Raw genomic sequence first — 16,092 nt, 5'->3', positions numbered from 1 at the left:
AACGTAAATATTACCGTTACTGCCAATCTATAATTTATCTACAGCTATTTTAGCAATCAACATCGCTAGGTATGAGTGTTCAACAGGGCATCATAATTGGTTACGATTATCTAAAATCAGTTTTTGTGAGTAACACAAAAAAGGAGTATAAATATCGTGGTTATTCCTATCATGGATTAGGGCGATGCATGCAGCCAAGCGTTATCGATTGTTAAATAATGTCACGATTGTCATTAGTATTATCGGCGTAGCCATTGCTTTATTAGACAGTGGTTTCACGCTGCCGATGTGGCTACAACAGGTTTTCCATATTTTTTATCTGGCGATTATTTTTTTAGGCTTTGTTGTGACGGCAGGGCGTTACCTCTATAGCAAAAAGCCACTGACCCTAAATAAAGTCGCGGTCTTTGACTTACTGACCAGTATCGCGATTGTCATTTTACTGGTAGCGCATTTCACTGATTTGGTGCGCTCTGGGATGTCGGTCGCTGTTGATGGCTTCGTTGCCATCAAAATTGCCGTCTTTGTGACCTTTATTCGTGAAATATCTGACCACGATTTTAATCTCAATCGTACCTTTCTAAACCCTGCACAGTTTTTTATCTTAAGCTTCCTGTCATTGGTATTGGTCGGTGCATTGCTACTGATGATGCCCAATGCAACGACGCAGCCGCTGTCTTTCATTGATGCGCTCTTTACCGCGACCAGTGCTGTCTGTGTGACTGGTCTCATCGTGGTAGATACGGCGACTTATTTCACAACTTTTGGGCAAGTCATTATCATGGGGCTGATACAGATCGGCGGCTTGGGTATTTTGACTTTTGTGACGTATTTTAGTTATTTCTTTAAGGGCGGTGTCAGTTATGAGACGCAGGCGAGGATCAGTGAGATGTCTTACATGCGCGGCATGGGTGATGTGGTATCGACCCTCAAATCCATCTTATATGTGACGTTTGCCGTTGAGGCAGCGGCTGCGGCACTCATTTACATTAGCATTTATGACATACCGGATATGGATTGGTCTGAGCAGTTATTCTTCTCTGTTTTCCATGCGATTTCTGCGTTCTGTAATGCTGGATTTTCTACATTTAGCGCTGGCATGTATGATGACGCGCTACGTTTTAATTATCCATTACAACTGATTATCGCCACGACCTTTATCTTTGGTGGCATGGGTTTTGTCATTGTGGTCAATGTGCTGCGTTATTTACGTGATCGTGCCGAGCGCCTGATATATCGCCATGATCAGCGTTATATTTATCGACCGTGGTTGCTTAATATTAATAGCCGCATAACCTTGATTACGACGGGCGCTTTATTGCTGGTAGGTCTCATCGGTGTGATGATATTTGAATATAACAATGTGCTGGCAGACCATCGCAGTTTTTTCGGTAAGCTTGTCACAGGGCTGTTTACTGCTGCCACGCCGCGAACCGCAGGATTTAATACCATCGACATGGGTGAACTCGCGTTTCCCACGATTATGTTGACGATATTTTTGATGTGGATTGGTGCCTCGCCAAACTCGACGGGCGGTGGTATCAAAACCAGTACGTTTGCGATTGCACTGTTAAACACTTTGAGTTTGGCACGTGGTCAGACCAATGTTGAGGTCTTTAAGCGCCAGATTGCTGATATCTCGATTCGCCGTGCATTTTCTATTATGTGGCTGTCTTTATTGGTCATCGGTATGGGGGTGACGCTCATCAGCTATGATCAACCGGAGCTTGATTTAATCAAGGTGGTTTTTGAGTGTTTTTCAGCTTACAGCACGGTGGGATTAAGTTTGAATTTGACGACAGAGTTATCAGATTTTAGCAAAATGGTGGTATCTGTCATTATGTTTGTTGGGCGCGTCAGCATGTTGACCATCTTTATTGCCCTACTTAAAAATAGACGCCAGCGCAATTATCGCTATCCAACTGAAGAAATCACGATCAATTAAATGGTCGTAAATAAGCCATTTCATCATTAAAAAATACTGAAAAAGGTTAATAAGGTTATGAAATATATCATCGTAGGGTTAGGGAACTTTGGCTCATCGCTAGGCATGGCTTTGACCCGTCAGGGGCACGAAGTGATTGCCATTGACAGCAGCATGCAAAAGGTTGAGGCGTATAAGGAAGTCATCTCTCATACCATCTGTATGGATGCCACGGATGAATATACCGTCAATGGTTTACCGATTATCGACACCGATATCGTTATTGTCGCAATCGGTGAAGACCAAGGCGCAAACGTCATGGCGACGGCATTATTTAAAACCCTAAAAGCGAAACGTTTGATCAGCCGTAGTATCAATCCACTGCACGAAAAAGTGTTGCAAGCTATCGGTGTGGACGACCTTATTCATCCTGAAAAAGAGGCGGCCAATCGCTGGGCCAAACGGCTGTCGCTACGTTATTTCGTCGACTCGTTTGAGCTGAGTGATCATTTCAGTATGGTAGAGATTAGCATTCCCAAGTCGTTGATTGGTCAGACCGTTGATGACTTGCAGTTGGAGCAAAAGTTCAATATTCGATTGCTTAGTACCCTGCGCTATGAGTATTATGAAGACAGCTTTGGTCGTACGCAAAGTAAGCCTAGTATTAAAGGTTTGGCTGCGCCTGAGCAAGTATTGCAAGAGAAAGACGTATTGGTCATCTACGGTGCTAACAAACATATCAACGAGTTTCTGCGTAGTGTCGGTGTAAAAATCAAATAAACATTTGCAACAGCCGTGACATGAAAAGGCAAAGGGGAAACTTATGAGTAAGCGCACTATATCCATTTTGTTGCTTGCGACGATGGCATTGTTGTCAGGCTGTGATCAGACGCCGCAAGACCCGAACGTGTTATATTCAGAAAAACATCAAGACCCCATTCAAGAGCTGGAGATGACAACAGCTGTTGATCGTAGCCAGTTTGCCTATAAACAAACCTTTTATGTGCCCATTTATTCTGACATTTATACCGACAGAGACAATCGTAAAGTCTTGCTATCAGCGACTCTGAGTGTACGCAATACCACGCTAAAAAAATCACTGTATATCAATAAAATTGACTACTATGGCACTGATGGAACCTTTATCAAATCCTATTTAAACAAACCGATTGAGCTTCCAGCAATGGCCACGCTCAATTATATCGTCGAAAAAGAAGAGGATAAAGGCGGATCGGGCGCCAACTTTATCATTGAAGTCGAAGGGATAGACGAGACGGTCAAGCCCGTCATTGAGGCGGTGATGATCGGTAATTTTAGCAATAAAGGCTTTGCATTTAGTACAGAAGGTACGCCAGTGGTGCATTGATTAAGGATAATGAAATCCAAGGAAGGGATATGTCTGCAACCAAAGAAGAAATTGTCGCCTTTATGGCGTTGGAATTTCCACAAACCAAATGTGTCATCGAGGCAGTCGGCGACAATCGCTCGACCTTATCACACGATATTGGTATCAATGAATTGCGTCCCGGTGGTACGGTCTCTGGACCAGTATTGATGAGCATCGCTGATGTGGCTCTCTATGTGGCGATACTTGGTAAAATAGGTATTGTGCCATTAACGGTGACGACGAGTTTGACCATTAACTTCCTGCGCAAACCCTCAGCAGAAGCACGTATTATCGCTGAGTGTATGTTGATAAAAGTAGGTCGCACGCTAATCGTTGGCGAGGTTGCACTTTATTCTGAAGGCTCTCGCGACATGGTGGCTCACGTAGTTGGCACGTATTCCGTACCGCCTCAGCACGTTTAGCTATTTTTAGCCCATTTTTAAAATGAGGACAGTCTCTAAAAAAGCAGTGCTATAAAAATTAATGTCATAAAATTAATGCTGATAAGGACTGCTACTGTTTGGTTGCCTCGACCTGAATGTTTAAATGAAGGTTTTTAGTGACGCCAAACCACGCATATTTATCGATATTCCATTTGGTGCGATCAATCATCGCCGTAAAATCCCCACCACAAATATCTTTTTTGAGCGCGGGATGTAGATAACAGTCAAACTTAGTCGCTGTTAAGCTAATAGGATGGGTTTCGCCATGCAGCGTTAGATGACCGTCTACTTTTGTGACCATTGGGCGTGATTTGTCTTGGCTAAAATACCATTTGTTAGAATCAAAGCGTGCCAACGGAAAGCGTTGCATATCAAAGAAGCTAGGGCCTGTCAAAGTCTGGTTAAATGCTTTATTTCCCGTATTTAGAGAGCTGATCGGAATGACCAAGGAGATATTGCCAGTTTTTAAACTTGAGTCATATTGCAGTTGACCTTGGACATTATAAAAGCCGCCCGCAGTGTCAGGGGATTGGAAGCGTTCAATGGCAAAGCGCACATGGGTGCCAGCAGGATTGATGGTATAACTGGCGGCATGGCTGCTATGTGCAGCGCTTATTATTAATAATGTCAATGTTAGTAAAGGGTAGATATTTGATTTTTTTAGAATAAAAGATAGGATGCTCATAGCTACATTCCTTTGCGGGCTATTGATAAATAAAGAACGTCGTCGACGAGCGCAATCCATGCTGTTACTCAATATTAAGTCAGTCAGCAATAACTATTTATACATTATTTATCAAATGCTTAGTAGCTTTATTTTTATAAGGATATCATTGTTAATTTGGCTATTATTCAACAGCTAAGATTGGGTTTTCGACGATTTTTGAAAGCTTGCCGTATCAGATTTTTTGCCATTAGCATTGATACTGTTGGCTTTATTCGCTACTGGATATTTAAAAAATAGCGTTGCAAGTGCGCAGGTTATGGTCAATGACAGAAGCATCGATACTAATGTATGACTAAAAAAGTGATCACCAAACAGCATTTTATACAATCCCATCGTCCATCCTACGACCGTGACTATTTCAAATATTCTATAGCGATACTGATGCAGAGTGGGTAAAAATGCCAAGCCATATAGAGAAAATCCGGCACTGGCATGAGCCGCTGGGAAGCACTTGGCAGGCGTGTTAGCGGCTATATTTTGCCAAATATTTAGATAAGGCAGGTCGCCACCAAACAGTATTAAATGATTGGGGCAACTGACATGAGTGACACCTTTGAGTAGCGCAATCATACTGGGAACGGCAATTAAAACAAGCAGTAGATAACCTATTTCACGCGTGGATAAAGGCGTGAGCCGTTTATCGTACTGAGCATTTTTTATTACCAGATTGATGTCTGAATTCTGTTTATGTCTCAGAATTAGAACGGCTATGAGATAAATGCCAAGCAAGATGAGTAGCAATTTAGGCAAGTCATAAAAAATAAAGGCAAAAGGTTGTGTGCCTTTTTCTAGTAGCCAGTGTCCATTAGTGTAAAAAAGCTTGCTAATATGAATGTCTAATTGGCTGTGCTCAAACAACAGTGTCGCTATGATGGTCAAGCATAGGAGTTTAAGCCAAACTCCATTGGCTGAATATATTTTCAAAATACAACACTCAATAATGCCATCATCCACAAGATAAATAGCAGTAGTAATGCCAAAAATTGTGCCGCAGAGCCAACATCTTTGGCTATCTTTGCCAATGGATGCTTGGCGGTCGATGTGTGATCGACACTGGTTTCGATTCCCGTGTTAATGAGTTCGACAATTAACGATAAGAAAGAAGCAACGACCAGTAGCATTTTGACGCTGATAGTGAAAGGGCACAATATAATCGCCGTGAATAATATGAGATTGAGCCAAAATACTTGTCGAAAAGCCGCCTCAAATTTGTAAGCTGCTTTAAAGCCGTCCAGAGAGTAACCAGCGGCTTTTATAATACGGTAAAATCCTGTTTTACCCTTGGCCTCACTGGCATAGCTATGAGGTAGCAGTTGTTTTTTGCCTGCTATTGGGCTTAAACCCCCACGACTCGTCGACTGGTTTTCAAGATTAATAGGATTTGCTTTATTCATATCAAATGCTTCACAGTCTATTAATATCAAGGTATGCGATAAATATTAATCATTTAACCATGGTCGAATGTTTAATATGCCCTAAGTATAAGCGGGTAGGCATTAAGAAAACGTTAAGCTTTTTTAAAATAGAGATCTGCTCTAATGATAATTGATGATAAAGGTACTGCCACCTAACGGATTGACTTGATGGGTAAGCTGCCAGCCCATATGTGTCATGATGCGCTGTACGATACTGAGTCCCAAGCCTGTGCCTTCTGCTGGATAATGGGCGTCAGCTGCCGATGACGATTCTGTATCCAATGAGATGTCTTTATAATGCTGCTCTAGACGCTCAAATCTCTCATATAGCAGCGGCATCATCACCTCAGGAATACCTAGACCAGTATCAGTGACGGTGATTTTTTCAGCATCGATAGTGATGATGACCTCACCCTCATCGGTGTACTGAAACGCATTTTTTATCAAATTACCCAGTGCCATTTTTAGTAGTTCAGGTCGTACGTGTGCGACATACAGCTGTTCTGCGACTATTTTACAAGTGACTGACTTATGGCGAAGCAAGTAATTTAAGCGCTGTACTTCATTTAACGCGATGTCATTGATAGACGTTGCTGGTGCATCCAGTTTTTCAGGAGCACGAGACAGCAATAATAAGGCGCTGATAATCTCCGAGGTTTCTTTGGCGGTCGTACTGATACGAGTGGCAAATGCGCTCAAGTGAGGGTCGTTTTCTAGTTGTGAGGACAATACTTCTGATGCCCCCATGATAATCGTCAAAGGCGTGCGCAGCTCGTGACTGACATCACCAGTAAATAGCTGCTCGCGTTTGAGGTACTGCTCAAGTTTGTGGTTTTTTTCATCGATTGCGCGTGCTAACACGCCAACCTCGGAGGGCAGATGTGTCAATTCCGTCAAGTTGCGATGATCTGTTTCTACGGCTTGCTTTAAGTCTAATAAAGGTTTAATGATTTGCTTGGAGGACAGCGATGAAAATATCGCTGCAATCAATAAGCTCAAAATGACCGCTATTTTTAGGGCATTGGCAAATATGTCTTCTAAATGCTCAAATATGGCCAAAACAGGGTAATTCCCCATCACCATTTCAGTGTTTTCTAAGTAGGTTAAAATGTAGTTTTCTGTGTCTTTTTTATAATTAAAAAAATGTAACTCTGTCGTCGATTGACCATTTTTAGTGGTGACAGTGACGGGCATCTCTTGTACGGTTTGGGTGGCCAGTTTTTGTAGATTGCTCGGTGCGTTATCGAAGCGATAAATTTTAATACCCGGTTCAGCGGTATAAATAGGCTGATCGCCTTCTTTTTCTTGGCTAAGCTCTAACTGTTGCAATAAGCGAGCTTTGACCAGCTGTTGCTCCATTCTGACTTCGGCATACATGAAAATACTGACGAAAGTGGCACACAGTAATAGGGCAAATAACAAGTAGGAGAGTCGAAACTTATTGGCGATGGAGTCGATATTAAACATGGTGTTTACTTCGTTGTGAAAGAAGATATGAAAGACAGTAAGAGTCAAATAAGGACGTTAGACGATGATTTTTTAGGCTTTATCTGGATCAATAATCTGATAACCGACACTAGGCAACGTGACTATCATGATTTTATCGAACGGCTTATCTACCTGCGCACGGACCCCATGCATGTGAGTACGCAGTGCATCACTGCTTGGTATGTCTTCGCCCCATACTTTTTCTTCCAGCTCGGTTTTGCTAACCACGCGCGGCGCCGCACTCATCAAGGTATGTAGTATTTTGAAGCCTGTGGGTGTGAGTTTTAGCGACTTACCTTCACGTGTAATCGTATGCTCACTATGATTTAAAGACAATGTGCCAACGGTTAAACCATGCTCAAAATGATCGTCTTTATGTCGGCGTATGAGAGCCTTAATACGAGATTCTAATTCCACCAATGAGAAAGGCTTAACCAGATAATCGTCAGCGCCACTATCGAATCCTGCCACTTTATCTAAAATCGTATCGCGAGCGGTCAGCATCAATACTGGCGTTTTGTCATGCAGCTCTTCCCTGAGCTTTTTGCACAGTTTAGTGCCATGCATACCCGGCAGCATGACATCTAACAAGATGACGTCATATCGATTATTCGATGCGAGCGTTAAGCCACTAATGCCATTATGGGCATTGTCTAGCTCAAAGCCTTTCGGCTCAAAAAAAGCATAAATATTGGCGACGATATCGGGATTGTCTTCAATGATTAGTATCTTGTACATGAGTATTATTACCTAAAAAGGCGGAGCGATGATAAAGAATTCAATTAGCCACTTTAAAAAAGGTGGGTGCTGCTTTGGTTTCGTCAGTGGTGATACCAAAGAACTGAAGCAAGGTTGGCGTAATAAAATCATGTGATACGGGCTGATCAATCATGTTAGCTAGGCTACTGTTAGCAATAGTGCTGCTATCAATGCCGTTGCCAGTCGGTGACCAAATAATCACTGGCACGTGCTTTTGTGCATTTGGCGCAATAGCATATGGCAGACCATGCAAGTAAATATTGTTTTCGCCCAAACTTTCTCCATGATCACTAATATATACCATCATCACCTCATAATCTTGCTCATAGGGTTTTAAGGTATCGATCACGCTATTTAAAAAATAATCTGTATAACGAATGGCATTGTCATAACCATTGATAACCGATGGGTTATCGCATTTTGATAGCTCATTGGTCATACAGACAGGGTTATATGCTGCAAAATTTTTAGGGTAGCGCTTAAAATAGGCGGGTCCATGATTGCCCATTTGATGCAGCAAAATAAGTGTGTCTTTCTGTGAGCTGCCTGACTTAACCAGTTTATCAAAACCATCAAGCATACCTATGTCTCGACACTCAATATCACAATCTGGATTGAGCGCGGCTGTTTTATAATCCTCAAAAGTTACGCGGTCAGCCACCCCTTTGGCGCTAGAGTTATTGTCTCGCCAAACGACCTTGACGCCTTGCTTGTGTAGCGTATCGAGCACGTTTTCATTATAGCTAGCGCTATCAGGGTCATAATTTTCTCTATTGGCGTAGCTAAACATGCAGGGTACTGAATAGGCGGTGGATGTGCCGCATGACGAGGCGTCTTTAAAGCTGTAGATGTCTGATTGTTTTGAAAGCAAAGGCGTGGTGTTGCGCGCATAACCGTTTAAGCCAATATGGTCAGCGCGAACGGTTTCTCCTACTACAAATACCATCAACTTAGGTTTTACAGTGCTGTTGCTAGTGTTAAAAGAAATGCTACGCTTTGCATCTGTGGCATGAGGGATTAGCGTATCGGGACGACGGCGCTCAGCGATATAATCAGTACCCAGTTTGATGACAGAATAAACAGGAGTAATAGGATTGACATAACTACGGACTATTTTGTGCTGGCGAAAAAAGCTGGCGTATTGGTCACCAAATGGCACCAGACACACCGCTATCAATACGATAGATAATAATAGGGTGACTGATTTTTGAAGGGTTGCTTGTTGCCAAGATAATCGCTTTAGACGAATGTTGCCAATCATGAAAGCAGGCACTATGCCTACTAAAAACAGGCGAATAAATAGACTGGGTGCCATCAATCCCATGGCTTCTGCTTGATCAGTTTGTAAGCCGTTAATGAGCATATCACGATTAAATATCGTCCCGTAGGCGTCGGTAAAGTAACCACAGATGGCTGCAATCAGCACCATTATGATAAGCACTACTTTTGCCGTTGAGCGATAACATAGCAGTGACAACACCAACCACATCAGCCCAAATAATAAGCCTATGATGGAAAAAATAAAGCCCGTGTTTGTGTTAAATGGGTAAACGCTAAGTACCTGCTCGAAAAAGCCAATATTCGCCGACGCTACTAAATACAGAGCCACGACTATGATCAGATGATTGAGATTGATCTCACGATCATAGAGCTTGCTTAGGGAGCGGCTTTTTTTATTAGCTTTGGGCGCATCGATTTTGGCGGCTTGAGATATTGACATACAAGTACTTCTCAACAGGAGTGTAATGCCTTACAGTAACAAGTACGCTGTTAAGAAGATGTTAAGGTGGTTGAATTCAATAAGATATTAAGACATATCAATAACCTAAACGATGACACATCCTAATTTAATCCTGTGCGAAAGAGCGTGCCAACGACAACAAAGGCGACAGAAAACAAAGTGACCAATATGATATTGATTGAAAATCCTTTCAGGGTGTGAATAGACAATCTGGGTATTCGATAGAAACGAGCGTGCAGGGCAACCAGAACAGTCATTAGCAATAATAGTAATTTGAGACTAATAAGAATACTAAAATCATTATCAAGTTTAAACCATGCAGCAATGTTGGGTAATAGCTGGTAGGCCATCCAAAGTCCAGTGATTATTTGCAGCACCAAAGCCGGCATCCCAACCCTTTCAAACAGCTGCTCAAATTGCATCAGACCATCAATATTTCGGGATGATAGTGCTTTTGGTAAGACCACCAAGGTCAAAATCAGATGACCACCTGTCCAGACAGTAGCGCCTAACAAGTGTAGTATGAGTATATAGTTAAGCATAGATAACAATCCTTAAATGCCACTGACATAGGGCTTTATGTCGATTAACTGAGGTACTTAATCATGAAACGCGCCGCACAATTGCAACCATTATCTCGTCAACATCATCTAGGTCTGAATCTATCTCGCCATGCTAAAGAGTGTGCTGATGAACCTAACGCAATTGCCGAGCATTGGCTAAATATCACGTCTTATATTAACGAGATGCAACAGCATTTTCAGATTGAAGACAATCTAATGGCTCATGCCTTACAGCCTCATAGCAGCTCCAAACCTGAGGTGGCATCGGTACTAAATACACTTGATGCGCAGCACAAGTCCCTGCATGCACTCATGGCAGAGGTTCAAGATTTGCCGCAATCTCAAAGCAATCACGTCACCGTTGGACAAGTCAAAGAACTCGCCACCTTGCTATACGATCATATTCGTTTTGAAGAACGAGAATTGTTTCCTATCGTTGAGCGCTATCTGACAACAGAAGAATTAGAGGCTATTTATGATGCCAGTCCAGACAGTATCAAACGCTCCGATGAGAACCGCTAGAGCACGTTTTTTATCAAAGTTGTCTTACTCTATAGCGAGATATCCTGCGTCAGAAAAATACTGTTGTCCAGCAGGCGAGCGCAGATAGTTTGAAAAATCGGTCGCGGCAATAGTGTCACTAATCACCAACCCGTCTTGCAAAATAGGGGGATAAGTGTGTGGCGCTAACGTATAGAACTGCTCAGGCGTGGCTTTAATCGCTGTCAGTTGTGATTGAGCGACAAAGCCATAATCGACATTACCAGTGTGCGCATATTGAAACGCTTGCCCGATATTCTCAGCTTGAATAATGCGACTTTGCTCAGTGAGCGTGTCAAAGATTTTTTGTGTTTGTAGATAGGCTTGTGCCGACTTGCCATAAGGGGCAAGTTCTGGATTGGCAATGGTGATTTTGCTATCAGATTCAGACATCAATAATGCATTTAAGGTAGTAGGATTGAGTCCTTTAAGGGATTTGTTAACACTATAAAGTGCCAGCTGACCTTGGGTATAAGTAAAGGGCTCATGGGTTGCTTCGTCAGCAGATTTTGCGTTATCTAGTTTTTCTTTGGCAAGTTTGGCAGGGAATTCTTGATTGGCGGATAAAAATATATCGTAAGGTGCGCCAGAGGTAATCTGCGCATATAACTTACCTGAAGAGGCATAAGTCACGTCAATCGCTTGTGCAGGTGGAGTTTTATCCGCTTGATAAGCAGCAATAATCTCAGGCAATACATCTGATAAGTTGGCAGCCGCTGCGATACGCAGTGTTTGACTTTGTTCAGTGGCGTTGTCGGCGTCCGATTGAACAAGCTCAGCGGTTTGCTCTTTGCTACAAGCGGTTAGCGTTAACACTAAGCAAGCTGATGATATGGTTATTAGTTTAATCATTATTATAAAACCTTCTTATTATTGCTCGCTAGTGTCGCTCACTGTTATTGCTAAAGGTTAGCTATCGCTTTGAGTAGTCATTATTACCCATTATTACTAAGCCATTTAGATGAATCATCTTGGTAATATTCTTGCTTCCAAACTGGAATGTCGGCTTTAATCGTATCTAATATCCAGCGACAAGCATCAAAGGCAGGATAGCGATGGGCGGAAACCACGCCAACCCAAATAGCGACATCACCAATCTCTAATGCACCGATACGATGGATGGCAATGGCATGGGTAATCTCAAAGCGCTTTTTGGCTTCTTCAATAATGGCGCGACCTTGATTGATGGCAAGATCTTCGTAGCCATAATAGGTCAAACGATTGACGCTACTGGCATTATTATGATTGCGTACCCGTCCTTCAAAGCAGACAAACGCACCGCAGCTGTCATTATCAAGGGTGCTTTTAAGCCGATTTTCATCAATATCGGTATCTAACAGCGCAAAACCATCACGTTCAGCGATGAGGTACGCCTCATCAATGGTACGTTTAATGCTCATCGATTGACCGTGTACATTGTCTGTCATAACCATTTTCTCTTATTGTTTTTAAGATTCTTAGTGATACAGATGATAGTTAAATGGTTTTAACCACCAGCCACTGGGGTGATAAAAACCACACTATCACCCTCATAAATCTCATCTGTCCATTTGGCAAAATAGTCATTTACTGCCACGCGTAGCTCCGACTGCGGACGACTGAAGCGATGTTTTTGGCGTAGTTGTCCGTACAGTTCGGTCAATGAAGTCGACTGAGGCACAGTGATTTTTTCTTCGTGACAATTGGCTTCATCGGCTAAGCTGGCAAAGTATAAAACGTTGATATTCATCATGGTATTGATCTCTGAACCTGTATTGCTTTCTACTAAAGTGCTCATAGAAATCTCCTTTATTTATTCATTACTAAGCTTTTTGTAGATGATATGCATAAAGCCAATTTACGCATGTTGATAGTCGGACTTACCGCCCGTTTTTTTCATTAAATGAATATTATCAATCACAATGTCATGCGAGATGGCTTTGGTCATGTCATAAATGGTCAAGCAAGCGACACTGACGGCGGTTAATGCTTCCATTTCTACCCCAGTTTTATGAGTAACTTTAACCGTGGCAGTCACAGTAATGCTATGGTTTGCATCATCGTATGCAAAGCTTAAGCTGATTTTATCTAAGGGCAGAGGATGGCAAAGTGGAATCAAGTCGTGGGTGCGTTTGGCTGCCATGATACCGGCAATATGAGCAGTCTGAGTGATGCTGCCTTTTTTTGTCATGCCGTCAGCGGCTTTGATTTGCGTATAAATGTCCGCGGGAAAAACCACTTGTCCAAATGCACAAGCTTCTCTGGTGCTAGCCGTTTTGCCACTCACATCGACCATGGTGATATCACCGTCGCTATCTAGATGGGATAAGCCGGATTGGTTGCTTGGTGGATTACTGTTTTTTTGACTGTCGCTATTCATTCTTTATTTCTCTTAAATGGTCAGTTTTTCTGAAAGCTAGTTTCTCTCAATAAACCTTTTTATAAGTTGTTCAAAGCTAAACAAGCATGCTCAAAATCTTTAGGCGTATTAAAATTGGTCAAATACTGCCAGTTTTTTGCAAAAGGGATGGGCTGCACAAGCGGCTTAATAAACTTCATCACTTGCCGCTGTCCATCGTCAATATAATGCTTCAAATTAGGCTCAATACTTAAACGATATAAACCTAACAAGGGGTATAGGTGATGTTCATCGGTTAGGCAAATGACAGCTTTATCAGGATTTTGCGTCATATAAGGTTGCAGTTTTTGCCATAAATCATTGACAGGAATTAAGCTGTCACAGCTGATAACCATTAACCAAGATATATGTGGGCTTTTGTCTGTCATTAATTGGTTTGAACTTACCAAACTCTTTAATGATTGCAGCGCTGCTTCAATCGCTACCAACGCGCCGCCTGTTGCAATCGGCTTATCATCATTGCTTGACAGAATCTTGTTAGAAAGACTGTTAGCAGATAGATAATCAGTAATATGAAAGACTGGCGATGGCGAATTCTTAAGCAAATCTGGATTGATACTAAATCCACGCCCATTATCCGCAATCATAATAGGTAAGTTACTTGTCAATGCAGCACTCAATTTAAGCGCTTGTCTAACATGATAATCAACTAAACGCTCACCTGTCGGGAGTATCAACTCAGCTTTTGGCGATCCCATACGTTTGGACGCGCCGCCCGCCAAAATCACGATACCTGCTAAATAACTGAGTTCATCTGCTTGGATTAAGCTATCCGCCACTTCAACCATGAATTAATCGTGACCTGGATTGGTGCGCATAAAGTGCGGCACAAAATTACAGGGGCGTGTGCGACTATCGAGCTGCTCTTGTAAGATACCTTCCCAAGCAGTGCGGCAAGCGCCTGATGAGCCGGGTAAGCAAAAAATGCCCGTGCCATTTGCCATGCCAGCCACAGCGCGAGATTGGATGGTAGACATGCCGATATCGTCTTTTGAGATTAAGCGGAACATTTCACCAAAACCATCAACCGATTTATCAAACAATACGCCAACCGCCTCTGGCATACTGTCGCGAATATAAAAGCCAGTACCGCCAGTGGTGATAATAGCGTGCACATTTGGGTCGGCAATCCAACCGCTGATGACGGCTCTGATTTTATAAATATCATCAATAATCAGCTGACGATCGGCAAGTTGGTGTCCTGCTGTGGTCAGCTGGTCAACTAAATACTGCCCTGAGGTATCCTCTGCAAGAGTACGACTGTCAGAAACCGTTAAGATGGCGATATTAAGCGGGGTAAAGGGTGCTTGCAGCTTACTCATGAATAATCCTTAATAAATACGCTTGTTATGGGAATAAAAGTTTTTATTATTGATACATTATTGATTTTATCCACCAATCATCGACAAATTATTCATCATGCCGCTGTTTGATTCGTGAAGATGATGATGTTCAGGTTTGATTGGCATAAAGCTATGGAGGGTATTAACGAGTCCTGTGACATCATCGTGTGCTAGATGCTGACGAATATCGTAATTACCTTGGTCAAATAAGCACAAATGAACCTTGCCTTGACTACTAACCCGCAAACGATTGCAGCTATCACAAAAATGAGCGGCATAAGGGGCAATCATACCAATACGACCTTTATAATCTGGATGGCTGTATTCTATCGCTGGTCCATCGTTGCTACCGCGTATATGAGTTTGCCAGCCATTTTTTAATAAGTAATTGGTAATAATATCGGACTGTGCATGCTGCGCAAAAAATAAATCGCTATTATCACTGGTCTGCATAAATTCAATAAAGCGATAAGTGACCGCTCTGTTTTTGATGTATTCGATGGCATTCATTAGATTTTCAAAGGCGGTTTCAGCCATTAAAATACTGTTTATTTTTAGCTTAATATCTGTGGTCGCAAGCAAAGTATCCATATCAGCCAAGAGCTGCGGCAACATATCAAAGCCAGTCATTTTATGGAAGGTGGCAGCATCAAAGCTGTCCATACTGATATTAAGCTGATTCAGCCCAGCGGCTTGCCAGTTAGCTAAGTGCTTACCAAGCTTATACCCATTACTGGTCATGGCAACCGTTTCAATGCCTTCGGTATTTTTGATGGTTTTAATAATATCTACCACATCACGGCGTATAGAGGGTTCACCGCCCGTAATCCTGACTTTTTTAGTGCCAACTTGGGCAAATCCGCAGATTAACGTGGCAATTTCAGTAACGCTAAGTTCGTTTTGTGGTGGTTTGCCTTGATAGCCATCTGGCAGGCAATATTCACAGCGAAAATTACAGAAATCAGTAATCGATAGACGCAAATAGGTGAGACGTCGTGCGAAACCATCGGTTAATGGTTGAGAGAGCGTGACCGGAAAATACGTCGACGTGCCCGCAGCTTTCGATGCAACGTTCGATGATGAGTCACCGTCAAAAATAACGGGTGCAGCGGCAGGCGAATACAATTGCGCATTACCTAGGGTAGGGGCAAGATGGTTCATAGATGATTACCATTAATATTAAGTATAGTGTGTACTTTTAGGCGTTGCCTCAGGTTGTGAGTGGGAAGTTCTATTTAAACACGATTATGACAGCTTGCTAGCAAATAACCATTCACCGTAAGTGACCCAAAAACTACCACTAAAGTAGTAGATGCTACTTAGTTATGATTCTTAAAATCAACATACGCCCCAAGCAGTTTCTC

At 42.4% G+C, this 16,092-nt stretch carries 19 protein-coding genes; 5 read left to right on the top strand and 14 right to left on the bottom strand.

Annotation, left to right across the window (positions count from 1 at the left end):
• The first annotated feature begins 184 nt into the window (after positions 1 to 184).
• Genes C8D84_RS00985 through C8D84_RS00970 form a run of 4 tightly spaced genes read left to right on the top strand, consistent with a single transcriptional unit; the run spans position 185 to position 3,733 of the window.
• A complete protein-coding gene (locus C8D84_RS00985; protein ID WP_109589364.1) occupies positions 185 to 1,945 on the top strand; it encodes a TrkH family potassium uptake protein in 1,761 nt (586 codons plus the stop codon).
• A gap of 57 nt (positions 1,946 to 2,002) precedes the next feature.
• The gene (locus C8D84_RS00980; protein WP_109589362.1) at positions 2,003 to 2,704 is read left to right on the top strand and encodes a potassium channel family protein; all 702 of its coding nucleotides are present in this window, start codon (positions 2,003 to 2,005) and stop codon (positions 2,702 to 2,704) included.
• Between the two features lie 43 nt (positions 2,705 to 2,747).
• Positions 2,748 to 3,290 (top strand): DUF3124 domain-containing protein, encoded by a 543-nt coding sequence (locus tag C8D84_RS00975; protein WP_087814475.1) that lies wholly within the window; start codon positions 2,748 to 2,750, stop codon positions 3,288 to 3,290.
• 29 nt (positions 3,291 to 3,319) lie between these two features.
• Positions 3,320 to 3,733, top strand: coding sequence for a PaaI family thioesterase (locus C8D84_RS00970; protein ID WP_109589360.1), 414 nt, complete (start codon positions 3,320 to 3,322; stop codon positions 3,731 to 3,733).
• A 91-nt stretch (positions 3,734 to 3,824) separates the two neighbouring features.
• Here C8D84_RS00970 and C8D84_RS00965 read toward each other — a convergent pair whose 3' ends face one another.
• From C8D84_RS00965 to C8D84_RS00935, 7 genes are all read right to left on the bottom strand, one after another.
• On the bottom strand, positions 3,825 to 4,439 hold the full coding sequence (locus C8D84_RS00965) for a YceI family protein (protein ID WP_109589358.1): 615 nt from the start codon (positions 4,437 to 4,439) through the stop codon (positions 3,825 to 3,827).
• A gap of 174 nt (positions 4,440 to 4,613) precedes the next feature.
• On the bottom strand, positions 4,614 to 5,405 hold the full coding sequence (locus tag C8D84_RS00960) for a PAP2 family lipid A phosphatase (protein ID WP_228244393.1): 792 nt from the start codon (positions 5,403 to 5,405) through the stop codon (positions 4,614 to 4,616).
• Entirely contained in the window at positions 5,402 to 5,875 is a 474-nt protein-coding gene (locus C8D84_RS00955) for a diacylglycerol kinase (protein WP_109589356.1), read from the bottom strand. Before C8D84_RS00955 ends, C8D84_RS00960 begins: the two co-directional genes overlap by 4 nt.
• Positions 5,876 to 6,016: 141 nt before the next feature.
• Positions 6,017 to 7,363, bottom strand: a complete 1,347-nt coding sequence (locus C8D84_RS00950) for a sensor histidine kinase (RefSeq protein ID WP_109589354.1) — start codon at positions 7,361 to 7,363, stop codon at positions 6,017 to 6,019.
• A gap of 72 nt (positions 7,364 to 7,435) precedes the next feature.
• A complete protein-coding gene (locus tag C8D84_RS00945) occupies positions 7,436 to 8,122 on the bottom strand; it encodes a response regulator transcription factor (protein ID WP_109589352.1) in 687 nt (228 codons plus the stop codon).
• 40 nt (positions 8,123 to 8,162) lie between these two features.
• Positions 8,163 to 9,863: a phosphoethanolamine transferase gene (locus C8D84_RS00940; protein ID WP_109589350.1), complete on the bottom strand. Its 1,701-nt coding sequence runs from the start codon at positions 9,861 to 9,863 to the stop codon at positions 8,163 to 8,165.
• Positions 9,864 to 9,985: 122 nt separating this feature from the next.
• Positions 9,986 to 10,426, bottom strand: coding sequence for a CopD family protein (locus C8D84_RS00935; protein ID WP_045447163.1), 441 nt, complete (start codon positions 10,424 to 10,426; stop codon positions 9,986 to 9,988).
• Between the two features lie 63 nt (positions 10,427 to 10,489).
• Between C8D84_RS00935 and C8D84_RS00930 the strand changes: the two genes are divergently transcribed.
• Positions 10,490 to 10,969, top strand: a complete 480-nt coding sequence (locus tag C8D84_RS00930; RefSeq protein WP_087814482.1) for a hemerythrin domain-containing protein — start codon at positions 10,490 to 10,492, stop codon at positions 10,967 to 10,969.
• 24 nt (positions 10,970 to 10,993) lie between these two features.
• Here C8D84_RS00930 and modA read toward each other — a convergent pair whose 3' ends face one another.
• The 7 genes from modA to moaA form a co-directional block, all read right to left on the bottom strand.
• Positions 10,994 to 11,839, bottom strand: a complete 846-nt coding sequence (gene modA / locus C8D84_RS00925) for a molybdate ABC transporter substrate-binding protein (protein ID WP_109589348.1) — start codon at positions 11,837 to 11,839, stop codon at positions 10,994 to 10,996.
• Between the two features lie 83 nt (positions 11,840 to 11,922).
• The gene (locus tag C8D84_RS00920) at positions 11,923 to 12,414 is read right to left on the bottom strand and encodes a molybdenum cofactor biosynthesis protein MoaE (protein ID WP_109589626.1); all 492 of its coding nucleotides are present in this window, start codon (positions 12,412 to 12,414) and stop codon (positions 11,923 to 11,925) included.
• 59 nt (positions 12,415 to 12,473) lie between these two features.
• Positions 12,474 to 12,764, bottom strand: a complete 291-nt coding sequence (locus tag C8D84_RS00915; protein ID WP_109589346.1) for a MoaD/ThiS family protein — start codon at positions 12,762 to 12,764, stop codon at positions 12,474 to 12,476.
• Between the two features lie 60 nt (positions 12,765 to 12,824).
• Positions 12,825 to 13,346, bottom strand: a complete 522-nt coding sequence (gene moaC / locus C8D84_RS00910) for a cyclic pyranopterin monophosphate synthase MoaC (protein ID WP_109589344.1) — start codon at positions 13,344 to 13,346, stop codon at positions 12,825 to 12,827.
• Positions 13,347 to 13,405: 59 nt separating this feature from the next.
• The gene (gene mobA / locus C8D84_RS00905; protein ID WP_109589342.1) at positions 13,406 to 14,173 is read right to left on the bottom strand and encodes a molybdenum cofactor guanylyltransferase; all 768 of its coding nucleotides are present in this window, start codon (positions 14,171 to 14,173) and stop codon (positions 13,406 to 13,408) included.
• 3 nt (positions 14,174 to 14,176) lie between these two features.
• Entirely contained in the window at positions 14,177 to 14,707 is a 531-nt protein-coding gene (gene moaB, locus C8D84_RS00900) for a molybdenum cofactor biosynthesis protein B (RefSeq protein WP_060491600.1), read from the bottom strand.
• Between the two features lie 66 nt (positions 14,708 to 14,773).
• A complete protein-coding gene (gene moaA / locus C8D84_RS00895) occupies positions 14,774 to 15,889 on the bottom strand; it encodes a GTP 3',8-cyclase MoaA (protein WP_109589340.1) in 1,116 nt (371 codons plus the stop codon).
• Positions 15,890 to 16,092 lie beyond the last annotated feature (203 nt).

This window comes from Psychrobacter immobilis, from assembly GCF_003148585.1.
Taxonomy (GTDB): Bacteria; Pseudomonadota; Gammaproteobacteria; order Pseudomonadales; family Moraxellaceae; genus Psychrobacter; species Psychrobacter immobilis.
This window is presented reverse-complemented; position numbering and strand designations above follow the sequence as displayed.

Excerpts from the sequence above, each read along its gene's own strand:
- C8D84_RS00985 (WP_109589364.1), top strand. The coding sequence starts at position 185 with ATGCATGCAGCCAAGCGTTATCGATTGTTAAATAATGTCACGATTGTC.
- C8D84_RS00980 (WP_109589362.1), top strand. The coding sequence starts at position 2,003 with ATGAAATATATCATCGTAGGGTTAGGGAACTTTGGCTCATCGCTAGGC.
- C8D84_RS00975 (WP_087814475.1), top strand. The coding sequence starts at position 2,748 with ATGAGTAAGCGCACTATATCCATTTTGTTGCTTGCGACGATGGCATTG.
- C8D84_RS00970 (WP_109589360.1), top strand. The coding sequence starts at position 3,320 with ATGTCTGCAACCAAAGAAGAAATTGTCGCCTTTATGGCGTTGGAATTT.
- C8D84_RS00965 (WP_109589358.1), bottom strand. The coding sequence starts at position 4,439 with ATGAGCATCCTATCTTTTATTCTAAAAAAATCAAATATCTACCCTTTA.
- C8D84_RS00955 (WP_109589356.1), bottom strand. The coding sequence starts at position 5,875 with ATGAATAAAGCAAATCCTATTAATCTTGAAAACCAGTCGACGAGTCGT.
- C8D84_RS00950 (WP_109589354.1), bottom strand. The coding sequence starts at position 7,363 with ATGTTTAATATCGACTCCATCGCCAATAAGTTTCGACTCTCCTACTTG.
- C8D84_RS00945 (WP_109589352.1), bottom strand. The coding sequence starts at position 8,122 with ATGTACAAGATACTAATCATTGAAGACAATCCCGATATCGTCGCCAAT.
- C8D84_RS00940 (WP_109589350.1), bottom strand. The coding sequence starts at position 9,863 with ATGTCAATATCTCAAGCCGCCAAAATCGATGCGCCCAAAGCTAATAAA.
- C8D84_RS00935 (WP_045447163.1), bottom strand. The coding sequence starts at position 10,426 with ATGCTTAACTATATACTCATACTACACTTGTTAGGCGCTACTGTCTGG.
- C8D84_RS00930 (WP_087814482.1), top strand. The coding sequence starts at position 10,490 with ATGAAACGCGCCGCACAATTGCAACCATTATCTCGTCAACATCATCTA.
- modA (WP_109589348.1), bottom strand. The coding sequence starts at position 11,839 with ATGATTAAACTAATAACCATATCATCAGCTTGCTTAGTGTTAACGCTA.
- C8D84_RS00920 (WP_109589626.1), bottom strand. The coding sequence starts at position 12,414 with ATGACAGACAATGTACACGGTCAATCGATGAGCATTAAACGTACCATT.
- C8D84_RS00915 (WP_109589346.1), bottom strand. The coding sequence starts at position 12,764 with ATGAGCACTTTAGTAGAAAGCAATACAGGTTCAGAGATCAATACCATG.
- moaC (WP_109589344.1), bottom strand. The coding sequence starts at position 13,346 with ATGAATAGCGACAGTCAAAAAAACAGTAATCCACCAAGCAACCAATCC.
- mobA (WP_109589342.1), bottom strand. The coding sequence starts at position 14,173 with ATGGTTGAAGTGGCGGATAGCTTAATCCAAGCAGATGAACTCAGTTAT.
- moaB (WP_060491600.1), bottom strand. The coding sequence starts at position 14,707 with ATGAGTAAGCTGCAAGCACCCTTTACCCCGCTTAATATCGCCATCTTA.
- moaA (WP_109589340.1), bottom strand. The coding sequence starts at position 15,889 with ATGAACCATCTTGCCCCTACCCTAGGTAATGCGCAATTGTATTCGCCT.